A 13,530-nucleotide genomic window follows, 5' to 3' on the forward strand; every position below is an offset into this window, starting at 1 on the left:
GCCGGCCGGCGGGCCTACCGTACGGCGCCGGGGGAGTCGACCGGGGCCACCGGCACTCCTCCGGCCGCGCTGCCCAGCAGGGTCAGTTCCACCCGCCCCGGACCCGCCGGGGTGGTCCCGTCGGACAGCACGGCGAGGGCCAGCGTGTTGGAACCCCGGGTGCGCAGCACCCCGTTGGGCAGGACGAACGTGTGCTGGGGGCCCACGTCGTTGATGTACTGGCCCATGTTCCAGCCGTTCAGGAAGATCTGGACGCGGTAGGCACGGGACGGGTCGTCGGTGAGGGTGAGGCCGATCGACGCGTCCACGCCGCTCTCGACGGCGAGCCGGAACCCGGTGCGGTACCAGGTGACGCCCTGCCGCTTCTCGGCGCGCGGGAGGTCCACGAGCTTCCAGCCGCCGTCGGCGAACCCGGGAAGATGCCAGCCGTGCCGCTCTCCGTGCAGGCCACCGTTGTTGAGCGGTCCGCGCACCCGGTCGGGCGCGCCCTCGCCCTGGATGCGCCAGCCGATCGCCGGGGACGCCCCCGCGAAGGTGACGGCCGTGAGTCCGCGGGCGGCCTTGTGGCTGTCGTTGGCCCGGCCGTCCTCGTCGTGCTGCATGCGGCGGACCAGCACGGACAGCACATGGGAGCGGCCGGGCCGTGGCCGGACCGGGAAGGTCGCGGTGGCCGACCAGGTCCCCTGCCGCACCGTCTTCCTGTCCGGCACCGGCATCCGGTGCGTGCCCAGCGGTTCGCCGTCCAGCCAGGCCATCAACAGGCCCTGGGCGCCCGCGACATAGGAGAGCGCCACGGACTCGGCGTCGCCCCCGGCACCCTCGTCGTCGAAGTGCCCCCGGTACCAGACGTCTCCGTAGTGGAAGCCGTAGTCGTCGGCGAACAGCACGGGCTGCCCGGCGGGGACGGGGGTGACGCTGTACGTGGTCCTCCGGTCGGCGACCCGCCACGCCGAGTCGTCGTGGTCGGCGGCGGACTCGGGGTTCTCGGCGGACCGGCGCCAGGTGGTCAGGGCGGGCAGGCGCACCGACGGCACCCCGGGCAGCCGCTGTTCGGCGCGCAGGCTTCCCGAGGTGGTCGTGCGGGTTCGCAACGTGCCCTGGTTCCAGACGAGTTCCTCCGTCCCGCGGGGCCCCCACACCTCCAGGTCCGCCGCGTCCACGGTGTCCCCGGTGAGATGGAGGGTGCCGCCGCGCAGGGCCGCCGTGCGCAGCAGTGCCGGGCCGCGCACCAGGACCGGGCCCGAGGGGGTGTCGTACCGCCACAGCCGGCGGGAGCTCTCGTCGTCGGCGAGCAGCAGCAGGAGGGGGGCGCCGACGCCGCCGCCCTCGACCAGGACCCGGGTGACGCCGTCCAGCCGGGCGTCGATCCGCAGCACCCCGTCCTCGAAGCCGTGCCGCGCCGTGCCGTCCAGCACGGTGACCGTCGGCTCGCTCGCCGCTTCCAGGCAGGTGCGGGTGGACTCGCCGGAGCGGCCGGTGAACACGGCGATGTCCTGGCGCCCTGCGGTCAGGCGGAGCATCGGCTGGGCCGTCGAGTACCGCAGGGTGCGCCGCCCCAGGGAGATCCCGGTGACCAGGAGCCGTGCGTCGAGGCCGGGCACCGGCACCGGAACGGTCGTCCCCGCGAGCGGCACCGAGGCCACCGCCTCGGCGGCCGAGTCGTTGCGCAGCACGTGGACATGGGCCTTCGTGTCCGGGTTGACCAGGTGGTAGGTCTTGATGCCGAGGTCGGCGCCCAGGTCGTCGGACGGGATCGCCTCGGCCCGGTCTAGCTTCGCCAACTCCGGCACGGAGTGCAGTAGTTGGCCGATCTGGTGCATGGGCGTGAGCTTCTCGGTCGGCTGCCGGCCCTCGTCGAGGGCGGCCCCGTAGTCGTACGAGGTGTAGACGATCGGGGCGGGCAGCCAGCCCCAGGACGTGCCGCCGAAGGTCATGTAGACGTTGTGGACGGTGATGCCGTTGGCGAGGTTGGTGAGGTAGAACCGGCGTTCGTAGGCGGCGTCGCGGGTGCGGCGGGACTCCGCGTACCCCTTGCCGTCGAACTCGGCGCCGCCCCACGGGTCGAACCAGCCGCCGCCGAACTCGGGGATGAACCCGGGGGTGCCGGGGCTCGCGGTCGCGCCGCCCTTGGTGCCGCCGATGCCGAAGTGGCCCCAGTCCGGCGGGGTCTTGAAGGGCGACGGGTAGCCGTCGAAGCCGTACAGGTAACGGCCCCGCTCGCCGCCGGTGTCGAAGGTGCCCGGCGCCCAGTGGCCGTTGCGGCCCTTGTCGTTGTGGAAGAGCGGCACGTCGATGCCGTCGGCCCGGACCTTCGCGTAGAGGTGTGCCATGTAGTCGCGGCCGGCGGGCTCGGTGACGTGGTTGTCGTACTCGTTCTCCAGCTGGTAGAGGACGACCGTGCCGCCGCCGTCGGTGTACTGGTGGCGGGAGACGATCCGGTCGACGGCGGTCAGCCACTGGTCGACGTGCTTCAGGTACGTCGGGTCGGAGGTGCGGGCCACGCCCGGCGTGGCGGTCAGCCAGCCGGGGAAGCCGCCCGCGTCGACCTCGGCGTTGATGTAGGGGCCGGGGCGCAGGATGACGTACAGCCCGGTCTCGGCGGCGGTCCGCAGGAACAGGTCGAGGTCGCGCACCCCGGTGAAGTCGAACGTGCCCGGAGCGGGCGAGTGGTAGTTCCACGCGACGTAGATGCTGACGGTGTTGTAGCCGTGGGCACGCAGCTTCTGCAGCACGTCCCGCCACAGGGACGGGCTCGGCAGCCGGAACGGGTGGACCTCGCCGGACCAGATCACCAGACGCCGGCCGTCGACGAGCATCGAGTAGCGGTCGAAGCCGACGGTGTGTTTCCGGCCGTCGGCCCCGGGCGGCGCGGGAGCGGGTCCGGTGGGTGCGAGGGCCGTCCTTCCGGCGGCGCTCGCCACGTCACTGCCGCTGCCGCCGAGGGAGAATCCGAGTGCGGCGGTGCCGGCGAGTGCGCTGAAGGTACGTCTGCTCAACACCATGCGGGTCCTCCCGGGGACGGCGATGGGGATCCCCCCGGCCGGGCCGGGCCCGAGCACCCGGGGGCGGGTGCGGCCATTGTCCACATAGGCAGGTCATTTCATGGTCATATGAGGTGCCCGGCGCGGGGGGATTACGCGGTATGGGCCTTACGGGGGACGCCGCCGCCCGCCGGACGACGGCATCCTCCTCTCCCGCGCACGCCCCGCGGCACCCCCCGGGGGGCCGGGACTCGCCGGACCGTCAGGAGAGGTGGTACTGCCGGCGGGCGGTCAGGCCGCCGTCGGTGAACGTGAAGTGGGCGTCGGGCGGGAAGAGGCCCTTCGCGGCGGTGCAGTAGAACTCCTCGACGTGGCCGTTCGTCGCCGGCCAGTTCGGGTAGCCCTCGCGCCGCAGGACGCAGGAGTCCTCCGACACGACGGACCACACCTGCGCCTCGGTCATGCCGAGCCGCGTCCCGTCGTACTGCGCGAGTGTCACGGACGGTGCCTTCACCTCCAGCAGGAACTCGCTGCGCTTCTCCCGCATCCTGCCGTCCGCGGTGAACGAGAAGCCGCCGTAGGGCGCGTAGTCGCTCGACTCGGCCCAGCACATCACGCTGTCCCCGAAGAGCCCGCCGGTCTCGCACGCCTGGGAGCCGCCGCCGATCTGCCAGACCTGGTCCTTCGTCATGCCGAACTGGATCTGGCGGTATCTCTCGGGGGTGAACCCCGAGTACGCCTGCGCGCTCGTGGCGGCCCCGAGCACCGCCGCACCCGCCGCGGCGGCCGCCACCGCGAGACGCCACTTCTTCGCCCTCGTCGTCATCCCTGCTTCTCCTCGCTCGCCGTGCACGTCGTACCGACGGGCGGGACGCTAACGACCGCCGGTCTCCGGCCGGTCTTCCGGCCGCGGATCCGTGACGAGGAGCGGGTGGGGCGGCGGGACGGGTGCCGGCCTGTTCAGCGGGCCGTCTTCGCTATCGACGTCAGGACGGCCTCCGCGTCGCCGCCCGGGGCCACGGCCGCGCCGATCCTCGACCGGATCGAGGCGGACACCCTCGACCAGTTGGTCTCGGCGAGCGGGTACAGGTCCATGCCGTCCAGGGCGTCGAGGCCGTGCCACAGGGCGCTGTAGCGGCGGTCGGCGCGCAGGTCCGCCGTCACCGTCGCGGTGACCGGGAGCAGCTGGTACTCGGTGGCCTGCTCGCGGACGTACTTGTCGCCGTACAGGAAGTCGAGGAACGCGCCCGCCTCCTCGCGGTGCCCGCCCTGCTCGAACGCGACGACCCAGTCGGCGGTGCCCATGGTCGGCACCTCCTTGCCGGTGCTGCCGGGCAGCGCGACGGTGCCGTACGGCACGTTCTGCGACGAGTCGTCGATCTGCCGCATCAGTGAGAGCGGGGCGTTCACCATGCCGGCCTCGCCGTCGACGAAGGCGGCCAGCGCCGCGCTCCGGTTCAGCCTGCCCGGTGCCACCGGGCCGGTGAGCCCGGGCTCGACGAGGTTCGTCCTGAGCCAGGTGAGCGCCGAGACGTTGGCCTCGGAGACGAGGTCGTAGCCGCCGGCGCTGCCGGTGTAGCCGCCGTCGCCCGCCAGCAGCCATCCCAGCGTCTCCGCCTCGGCCTCCTCGGGCCCGAACGGCAGCGCGATCGGGTACTTCACGCCCTGCGCCTTCAACGCCCGCGCGTCCGCAGCGAGTTCCCGCCAGGTGGTGGGGGCGTCGAGGCCGGCCCGCCGGAACAGGTCCTTGTTGTAGTAGAGCAGCCGGGTGCTCGCGGTGAACGGCATCGCGTACTGGGTGCCGTTCACCTTTCCGGCGTCCGCGAGGCTGCGCACGAACCCGGCCTGCACGGGGATCGAGAGCACCTCGTCGGCGGAGTAGAGCCGGCCGGCGGCAGCGTACTGGGCGAAGCTGCCGCTCTGCACGATGTCGGGCGCCTTGCCGTGCTTCACCAGCGCGGCGACCTTCGCGTCCACGGTGTCGGCCGGGTAGACCGTCGTCACCACCCGGATGCCGGGGTGGGCCGCCTGGAAGGCGAGTCCGACGCGGTCCCAGTAGCCCTGGGAGTTCTTGTGGACGCTGTCGCCGTAGTTGGTCGCGACGACGGTCAGCGTGGTGGTCCCCGCGTCCTCCGTCCCCTGCCCCGTCCCGCAGCCGGCCGCGCTCGCCGTGAGGCCGAGCGCGGTTGTCACCGTCACCAGGATCCGGGTACTGCGACGCACGGCCACCACCTCTGTTCCAGCCACGCTCGACGCGCGTAGACGAAGAGCGTCGATCGTAGGCCCGGAGGCGGGTGGCGCACAGGGCCCGGCCGGTTGCGTTTTGGTTCCGGCGATGTGTCGGCGCCGGCGCACGTCGAGGAGTGTGCGGAGCGGGAGGGTGTCGGCGGGCCCCGGCCGCGATCCGGGCGCGGGAGCCCGGATCGGAGTCCGGATCGCGGCCCGAGCGGGACGCCGAAGGGCCCGTCGGGGGTGGCCTGTTCAGCCTGCCTGGTTGTAGAGCATCGCGCCGACGGCTCCCCAGCCGCCGGTCGACTGGGGTGGGGGAGGGGGTTCGGGCTGGGTCCTGCCGCGGACCTGGGCGGCCGTCAGCCCGCCCTGCGCGCCGAGCGACGCGGCGTTCGCCATGCCGGGCATGCCCGTCTGCGCGGCGGCCGGCTGGAGTCCGGCCGGCTGGGCCGGGGCGGGCATGGCGACCGGCGGCATCTGGGCGGGCATCGCGCCCGGGCTCTGGGCCGGCGCGGGCCAGGTGCCGGGCTGCGGCACGCCCTGGGGCGCGGCCTGCGGGGCGGCGTAGGCGGCGGCCGCGAACGGCTGCGGGGCGGGGCGGGGCGGAGCCGCCGCGGGCTGCTGGTCGGGGAAGATCACGGCGGCGGCGGGCCGCACGGGCGGAGCGGGCGGCAGGACGGGCGCCGGCGCGGCGGCGGGCGCGGGCCGGACCTGGGGAGTCGTCCCGGGCCAGGCGCCCGCCTGGGCGGCCAGCCCCTGCATCCCGGCGCCGTTGGTGGCGCCGACCAGACGGTCGACGGCCGCCGTACCCGAGCTGTAGCCGGTCCCTGTGCTCAGCTCCGGTACGGCGGCACCCCTCCTGGACCCGTAGAGCACCTGCTCCAGGCCGGACACCAGGCGACGCACGTCGGCCTGGGGGCGCACCACGAGTCTCAGGAAGCGGCTGGACGAACCGATCTTGTTGCCGCACTCGCGGACCAGGATGCGGTGCTCGGTGAGCATCCGGTCCCGGACCACGGTCCCCTCGGCGCCCACGGGAAGGCGGACGAAGAGGAAGTTGCCCTGTGAGGGATAGACCGTCAGACCGGGCAGCGCGGCCAGTTCGCGGGCCATGTCGAGCCGGTCGCGGCGGACCATGTGGAGGCTCTCCATGTACTCGGCGCCGTGCTCCTTGAGCATGAACACCACGGTCTCCGCGAAGGAGTTGAGGTTCCACTTGGGCAGCATCGAGCGGACCTTGCCGGCCAGCGCGGGGTTCGCGACCATGTACCCGAAGCGGATGCCGTGCAGCCCGAAGTTCTTGCCGAGGCTGCGCAGCACGATGACGTTGGGCCGCATCACCGCGTCCTCGACGACGCTCGGCTCGGACTCGGCGTCGGCGAACTCCAGGAACGACTCGTCGATGACGATCAGGTCCAGGTCCGCCATCGCGTCCATGAACTGGATGACGGACTGACGGGGCAGGAAGCCGCCGTCGGGGTTGTTCGGGTTGCACAGGACGGCGACCCGGGTGCCGCGGGCGCGGATGAACTTCGCGTAGGCGGCGAGGTCGAGGGCGAAGCCGGTGGACTCCTGGAGCGGGAACATGTCGACCCGCTTGCCGGTCTCCATGGGCTGGTCGGTCCAGCGGCCGAACGTGGGGACGGGGATGGCGAGGGACTCACGGACCAGCAGGTGGTCGATCCAGGTGATGAGCTCGGTGGAGCCGTTGCCCATCGCGACGCACTGCGGCGGGAGCTGGAGCAGCGAGCACAGCTCGGCGGTGATGGTGTCGGCGCTGCTCGGGTAGTAGGTGATGATCTCCCGCAGCCGGCCCGCGAGTTCGTCGAACATCGCGGGGGTGGGGAAGTACGGGTTGCACGGAATGCAGAAGTCCACGGGTCCGGCTCCGTCACCCTCCCGCGTCAGTGCGGCCATCGACGGGCTGTGCGCCGCGGTGCCGCGAAAGAGCGAGGTGACATTGCCTGCCATGGAACCTCCGTAGGGGGCGGGCCCGCTGGGGAGGACGGACCCTTGGACGTGGGGTGGCCCGTGCGGGGGAGCACGGGCCGCCCTTCCATACGGATACGGAGGTGGCGCTGTTCAATCGGCGGGAAATCGTGTGGACCCGGTGAACCGGTGGTGAAGGCCGGTCACGGACCGAAGGTGTGCACGGTGCTCGTCCGGTACGTCCGCCCCGGTCGCAGCACCGTCGAGGGGAACGACGGGTGGTTCGGGGAGTCCGGGAAGTGCTGGGTCTCCAGGCACAGCGCGTCGCCCTGGCGGTAGATGCGACCGCCGGTGCCGAGCAGGGTGCCGTCCAGGAAGTTGCCCGAGTAGAACTGCAGGCCCGGCTCGGTCGTCGAGATCCTGAGGGTACGGCCCGAGGACGGGTCGCGCAGCGTCGCGATGTGCTCGGGCCGGGCGGAGATTCCCTTGTCGAGGACCCAGTTGTGGTCGATTCCCTGGCCGTACAGGAGTTGCTGGTGGCCCACCCGGATGTCCTCGCCGACCGTCTTGGCGCGGCGGAAGTCGAACGGTGTGCCCCCGACCCGGGCCAGTTCGCCGGTCGGGATGAGGCCGGCGTCGACCGGGGTGTAGCGGGCGGCGGCGATCTCCAGCTCGTGGTCGTAGATCGAGCCGCTGCCCTCACCGGCGAGGTTCCAGTAGACGTGACTGGTGAGGTTGACGACGGTGGCCCGGTCGGTGGTCGCCTCGTAGTCGACGCGCCAGTCGCCGTGCCGGTTCAGGGTGTAGGTGACCTTGGTCCGGAGGGTGCCGGGGTAGCCCATCTCGCCGTCGGCGCTGGTGTAGCGCAGGACGAGCCCGACATCGGTGCCGGAGGTGAAGCCGGCCACGTCCCAGACGCGTTTGTCGAAGCCCTGGGCGCCGCCGTGCAGGCTGTTGACGCCGTCGTTGACGGAGAGCTGGTGGGTGGTGCCGTCGAGCGTGAACCGCCCCTTGGCTATCCGGTTGCCGTACCGGCCGATCAGCGCCCCGAAGTAGGGGCTCTTCGCGACGTAGTCGTCGAGACCGGCGAAGCCGAGGACGACGTTGCGGTACCGGCCGTGCCGGTCGGGGATCTCCAGGGACTGCACGATCCCGCCGTACGACAGGACCTTCAGGCGGGTGCCGCCGTTCTCCAGCGACCACCGGTGGACCTTCGTCCCGTCGGCGAGTCTGCCGAAGAGTTCCTTGGCGGGCCCGCCGCCCGCGGAGGCGTGCGCCGTTCCGGCTCCGGCGGCGGCCGTGAGCCCCGCCGCGGTTGCCGCTGCGATGACCGTACGTCTGCTCATGTCCATGTGCGGCTCCTGCACTGGAAGGGGCCCCGCCCGGCCGGGCGGGGCCCGGCCGACTTACGAACCGACCTTGCGCTTGTTCCACACGTCGAAGCCGACCGCCGCGAGCAGCACCAGGCCCTTGATGACCTGCTGCCAGTCGCTGCCGACGCCGACGAGGTTCATGCCGTTGTTCAGCACGCCCAGGACGAGACCGCCGATGATCGCGCCGAGGACCGTGCCCACGCCGCCGCTCATCGACGCGCCGCCGATGAACGAGGCCGCGATCGCTTCGAGTTCGAAGTTCAGACCGGCCTTGGGCGAGGCCGCGTTGAAGCGGGCGGCGAAGACCAGACCCGCCAGGGCCGCGAGCATGCCCATGTTCAGGAAGACCAGGAAGGTGACCTTCTTGTCCTTCACGCCCGACAGCTTCGCCGCCGGGAGGTTGCCGCCGATCGCGTAGATGTGCCGGCCGATGACCGCGTTGCGCATCAGGTAGCCGAAGCCGGCGACCAGGACACCGAGGATCAGCAGGACCACCGGAGCGCCCTTGTAGCTGGCGAGCAGCAGGGTGACGGTGAACACCGCCGCGATCAGCGCGACGAGCTTGAGGAGGAAGAGGTTCCGGGGCAGGACGTCGAGGGAGAACTCCTGCTGCCGCTTGCGGTCGCGGACCTCCTGGAACACCACGAAGGCGATCAGGGCGATGCCCAGCAGCAGCGTGAGGTTGTGGTAGTTCGTGTCGGGTCCGACCTCGGGCAGGAAGCTGTTGGCGACCTTCTGCAGACCCTCGGGGAACGGGCCGATCGTCTGGCCCTTGAGGAAGATCTCGGTCAGGCCGCGGAAGGTCAGCATGCCCGCGAGGGTCACGATGAACGACGGTATGCCGAGGTACGCGATGAGGAAGCCCTGCGCGGCGCCCGCCGCCGCGCCGATGGCCAGACACAGCACCAGGGCGAGCGGCCAGGAGAGGTCGTGGTTGACCATCAGCACGGCGCCGATCGCGCCCACGAACGCCGTCAGCGAGCCGACCGAGAGGTCGATGTGGCCGGCGATGATGACGAGCATCATGCCGATCGCGAGGATCAGGATGTAGCTGTTCTGCAGCACCAGGTTGGAGACGTTGCGGGGCAGCAGCAGGTCGCCGTCGGTCCACACGGCGAACAGCACCACGATCAGACCGAGGGCGAACAGCATGCCGTACTGCCGCATGTTGCGGCGCATGCCGTCCAGCATCAGCTGGAGCAGGCTCTCTCCCGTGTCCGAGCCGCTCTTGCCGGCCGGCGCGGGGGCCGGCGTCTTGGCGGTCACATCCGTGCTCATCGGCTTACCTCTTTGTCCTTTGTCATCTGACGCATCAGCGATTCCTGCGAGGCTTCCGCCCGCGAGAACTCACCCGTCAGCCGTCCCGCTGCCATCGTGTAGATGCGGTCGCACATGCCGAGCAGCTCCGGCAGCTCGGAGGAGATGAAGACGACCGCCTTGCCCTCGGCCGCCAGCCGGTCGATGACCGTGTAGATCTCGAACTTGGCGCCCACGTCGATCCCGCGGGTCGGCTCGTCGAGGATCAGCACCTCGGGCCCCGCGAAGATCCACTTGCTGAGGACGACCTTCTGCTGGTTGCCGCCCGACAGCTTGCCCACCGGCTCGAAGACGGTCGGCGCCTTGATGTTCATGGAGGTGCGGAAGCCCTCGGAGACCTGCCGCTCCTCGTGCTCGTCGACGATGCCGCGCCGGGCGACCTTGCCCAGGGAGCTGAGCGTGATGTTGCGGTTGATCGTGTCGATGAGGTTGAGGCCGTAGTGCTTGCGGTCCTCGGTGACGTACGCGATCCCGTGCCCGACCGCCTGGGACACGGTCTTCGTCCGGACCTCCTCGCCGTCCCTGAGCACCGTGCCGCCCGCGTAGCGGCCGTAGGAGCGCCCGAAGACGTTCATCGCCAGTTCGGTGCGCCCGGCGCCCATGAGTCCGGCGATGCCGACGATCTCCCCGCGCCGCACGGAGATCGACACGTCGTCGACCACCTTGCGCTGCTGGTCGATCGGGTGGAACACGGTCCAGTCGCGGATCTCCAGGGCGGGCGCGGCGCCCGCCTCGGGGTGGTGCGGGGTCCGCTCCGGGAAGCGGTGTTCCAGGTCGCGGCCGACCATGCCGCTGATGATCCGGTCCTCGGTGGTCTCCGCCGCCTTCACGTCGAGCGTCTCGATGGTCCGCCCGTCGCGCAGGATGGTCACCGAGTCCGCGACCCGCTCGATCTCGTTCAGCTTGTGGGAGATGATGATCGAGGTCATGCCCTGGTTCTTCAGCTCCAGGATGAGATCCAGGAGTTTGCCGCTGTCCTCGTCGTTCAGGGCGGCGGTCGGCTCGTCCAGGATGAGCAGCTTCACCTTCTTCGACAGCGCCTTCGCGATCTCGACGAGCTGCTGCTTGCCCACGCCGATGTCCGCGACGCGGGTCTGCGGGTTCTCGTCGAGCCCGACCCGCCGCAGCAGTTCGGACGCGTGCCGCAGCGTCTCGGTCCAGCTGATGAGTCCACGGGTGGCGTGTTCGTTGCCGAGGAAGATGTTCTCCGCGATGGAGAGGTACGGCACCAGGGCCAGTTCCTGGTGGATGATCACGATGCCGTGCTGCTCACTGGCCCTGATGTCCTTGAACGTGCAGACCTCCGAGTCGAAGAGGATGTCCCCCTCGTAACTCCCGTGCGGGTGAACGCCGGAGAGGACCTTCATCAAGGTCGACTTGCCGGCGCCGTTCTCCCCGCAGATGGCATGGACCTCGCCCTGCTGGACGGTCAGAGTGACGTCCGACAGCGCCTTGACGCCGGGAAAGGTCTTGACGATCGAGCGCATTTCCAGGACGGGTCCCGCCATGGTCGTGCCTTCCAATCAGTAGGGGGCGGCGGTTACTTGAGGTCGGTGGCCTTGTAGTAGCCCGTGGTGACGAGCTCCTTCTCGTAGTTGGACTTGTCGACGCTGACCGGCTGCAGCAGGTACGCGGGGACGACCTTGGTGCCGTTGTCGTAGGTCTTGTCGTCGTTGATCTCGGGCTTCTTGCCCTTGAGCGCCGCGTCGACCATGTTCGAGGCCACCGTCGCCAGCTTGCGGGTGTCCTTGTAGACGGTCTGCGTCTGCTCGCCCCTGATGATCGACTTCACCGACGCGAGTTCGGCGTCCTGGCCCGTGACGACCGGCAGCGGCTTGCTCTTGGAGCCGTAGTCGTCCGACTTCAGCGACGAGAGGATGCCGATCGAGATGCCGTCGTAGGGCGACAGCACGGCGTCGACGTGCTCGCTCTTGTACGCCGAGGTGAGGATGTCGTCCATCCGCTTCTGCGCGGTGCCGCCGTCCCAGCGCAGCGTGGTGACCTGGGTGAGGTTGGTCTGCCCGGACCTCACGACGAGCTGCTTCTTGTCGATGTAGGGCTGGAGGACGTTCATCGCGCCCTGGAAGAAGTACTTCGTGTTGTTGTCGTCGTTGGAGCCGGCGAACAGCTCGATGTTGAACGGCCCCTTCTTGCTGCCGTCCTTCAGGCCGAGCTTGTCGACGATGTAACCGCCCTGCAGCTCACCGACCTTGGTGTTGTCGAACGACGCGTAGTAGTTGACGTTCTTGCTGCCGAGGATCAGCCGGTCGTAGGAGATCACCGGGATCTTGGCGTCGGCGGCCTGCTGGAGCACGTTGTTCATCGACTTGTTGTCGATGGCGGCGATGATCAGCGCCTTCACACCCTGCGTGATCATGTTCTCGATCTGCGAGACCTGCTGGTCCGGGTCGTCCTCCCCGTACGCCAGCTTGGTCTTGTAGCCCTTCGACTGGAGGTTCTTGACGACGTTGTTGCCGTCGGCGATCCAGCGCTCGGACGACTTGGTCGGCATCGAGATGCCGATCGTGGCGCCCTTCGTGCTGCCCCCCTTGTCGTCACTGCCGCCGTCGCTGTCCTGCCCGCAGGCGGACAGGGTGAGGGCGAGGGAGGCGGCACCGGCGATGGCGGCGATGGCGGCTCTGCGGTTGCGCATGATGATCAGTCCTTGTTCTTCTCGTCGTTGAGAGAGGGCAGCGGGTGGTGCGGCGGGTCAGAGCGGGGTGACATCGGTGGGAAAGCGGTGGAGCGGCCCGGGCATGCGGGAACCGAGCGGCGCCATGTCGCCGTCCGCGCCGTGCCGGGCGAGCAGGTCGAGCGCGAGCCGGCCGCGCCGTACGCGCTCCCGGGCGGTGCTCAGGGTCAGGTCCCGCAGATGGGTGCCGTACGGGTAGATCCCGGGGGCCTTGGACAGCCCGAACTTCAGATAGAGCGGTGCGCCGCGCCGGATCAGCTCGGCGACCTCGTACATCCGCACGTACCCGCCGAGGTCGTCGGGGGCCTCGATGTACATGTCCATGGGGGCGGCGGAGATCCGCCGGATCTCGGTCAGGTGACTGAGCGTCAGGTCGCTCGGCACGTTGACCGAGTCGGCGCCGAGGTGCTCGTACACCGCGTACGCGGCCGGGTTGACCGGGCCGATCAGCGCCGAGACCTTGAGGGTGGTGTCCGCCGGGATGATCCCCGCGGTGCGCGCCCGGTGCAGCGTCCACAGCACCCCCTCGTCCGCGACGAGCAGGCACTTGACCCCCAGCTCGGTGGCGCGGACGGCGTCCTCGACGCAGCCGGCGACCGCGTCGTGGCCGCGGGCGCGCAGCCCGCCGCCGCGCGAGTCGGTGCGGACCGAGGCGCCGATGTCCCAGGTGCCGCGCGGGCCGGTGAAGAGGCAGAGCTCGATGTCGCGTTCACCGGTGGCCTCGACCATCTCGGTGATCTCGGCGTCGGTGAGCATCCAGACACCGCTGCCCTGGCTGATCCGGTGGATCGGCACGTCGAGCCGCGAGGACTCCTTGAGGACCGCGGCCAGCGCCTCGGGGCCCTCGACGGAGGGCACCTCGGTGCGCCAGCGGCCGCCTCCCGGGAAGGTGTGCGGCGAGGTGTCGGCGGGGGAGAGGGCGGGCGCGCCCAGGCCCAGCGCGGCGAGCGCCCGCTCGCCGGGTCGCCGGGCCGCCGTGGGAGAGGCATCGGTCGTCACAGGCTGTCCT

Annotated in this window: 9 protein-coding genes; all 9 read right to left on the bottom strand. The window is 70.7% G+C overall.

All coding sequences use genetic code 11. The annotated features are described in order from the left end of the window. Positions 1–14 precede the first annotated feature (14 nt). A complete protein-coding gene (locus OG406_RS27105) occupies positions 15–3,002 on the bottom strand; it encodes a beta-galactosidase (RefSeq protein ID WP_329188242.1) in 2,988 nt (995 codons plus the stop codon). A 241-nt stretch (positions 3,003–3,243) separates the two neighbouring features. Continuing rightward, positions 3,244–3,807: a BLIP family protein gene (locus tag OG406_RS27110; RefSeq protein ID WP_329188244.1), complete on the bottom strand. Its 564-nt coding sequence runs from the start codon at positions 3,805–3,807 to the stop codon at positions 3,244–3,246. Between the two features lie 134 nt (positions 3,808–3,941). After that, positions 3,942–5,204 (bottom strand): ABC transporter substrate-binding protein, encoded by a 1,263-nt coding sequence (locus tag OG406_RS27115; RefSeq protein ID WP_329188246.1) that lies wholly within the window; start codon positions 5,202–5,204, stop codon positions 3,942–3,944. Positions 5,205–5,462: 258 nt separating this feature from the next. Then, positions 5,463–7,181 (bottom strand): pyridoxal phosphate-dependent aminotransferase, encoded by a 1,719-nt coding sequence (locus tag OG406_RS27120; RefSeq protein WP_266848679.1) that lies wholly within the window; start codon positions 7,179–7,181, stop codon positions 5,463–5,465. Between the two features lie 161 nt (positions 7,182–7,342). Continuing rightward, positions 7,343–8,491: an aldose epimerase family protein gene (locus OG406_RS27125; protein WP_267050715.1), complete on the bottom strand. Its 1,149-nt coding sequence runs from the start codon at positions 8,489–8,491 to the stop codon at positions 7,343–7,345. Between the two features lie 54 nt (positions 8,492–8,545). Next, on the bottom strand, positions 8,546–9,790 hold the full coding sequence (gene mmsB, locus OG406_RS27130; protein ID WP_267050714.1) for a multiple monosaccharide ABC transporter permease: 1,245 nt from the start codon (positions 9,788–9,790) through the stop codon (positions 8,546–8,548). Beyond that, the gene (mmsA, locus tag OG406_RS27135) at positions 9,787–11,337 is read right to left on the bottom strand and encodes a multiple monosaccharide ABC transporter ATP-binding protein (RefSeq protein ID WP_266848683.1); all 1,551 of its coding nucleotides are present in this window, start codon (positions 11,335–11,337) and stop codon (positions 9,787–9,789) included. The genes mmsB and mmsA overlap by 4 nt, the downstream gene beginning before the upstream one ends. Before the next feature lie 32 nt (positions 11,338–11,369). Then, on the bottom strand, positions 11,370–12,482 hold the full coding sequence (gene chvE / locus OG406_RS27140; protein ID WP_327409885.1) for a multiple monosaccharide ABC transporter substrate-binding protein: 1,113 nt from the start codon (positions 12,480–12,482) through the stop codon (positions 11,370–11,372). A gap of 57 nt (positions 12,483–12,539) precedes the next feature. Continuing rightward, on the bottom strand, positions 12,540–13,520 hold the full coding sequence (locus OG406_RS27145; protein WP_329188251.1) for a hypothetical protein: 981 nt from the start codon (positions 13,518–13,520) through the stop codon (positions 12,540–12,542). Between the last annotated feature and the right edge of the window lie 10 nt (positions 13,521–13,530).

This window comes from Streptomyces sp. NBC_01428, from assembly GCF_036231965.1.
Lineage (GTDB): Bacteria > Actinomycetota > Actinomycetes > Streptomycetales > Streptomycetaceae > Streptomyces.

What these genes read in the sequence shown, in the direction of transcription:
- OG406_RS27105 (WP_329188242.1), bottom strand. Translation starts at nt 3,002, where the DNA reads ATGGTGTTGAGCAGACGTACCTTCAGCGCACTCGCCGGCACCGCCGCA.
- OG406_RS27110 (WP_329188244.1), bottom strand. Translation starts at nt 3,807, where the DNA reads ATGACGACGAGGGCGAAGAAGTGGCGTCTCGCGGTGGCGGCCGCCGCG.
- OG406_RS27120 (WP_266848679.1), bottom strand. Translation starts at nt 7,181, where the DNA reads ATGGCAGGCAATGTCACCTCGCTCTTTCGCGGCACCGCGGCGCACAGC.
- OG406_RS27125 (WP_267050715.1), bottom strand. Translation starts at nt 8,491, where the DNA reads ATGGACATGAGCAGACGTACGGTCATCGCAGCGGCAACCGCGGCGGGG.
- mmsB (WP_267050714.1), bottom strand. Translation starts at nt 9,790, where the DNA reads ATGAGCACGGATGTGACCGCCAAGACGCCGGCCCCCGCGCCGGCCGGC.
- mmsA (WP_266848683.1), bottom strand. Translation starts at nt 11,337, where the DNA reads ATGGCGGGACCCGTCCTGGAAATGCGCTCGATCGTCAAGACCTTTCCC.
- chvE (WP_327409885.1), bottom strand. Translation starts at nt 12,482, where the DNA reads ATGCGCAACCGCAGAGCCGCCATCGCCGCCATCGCCGGTGCCGCCTCC.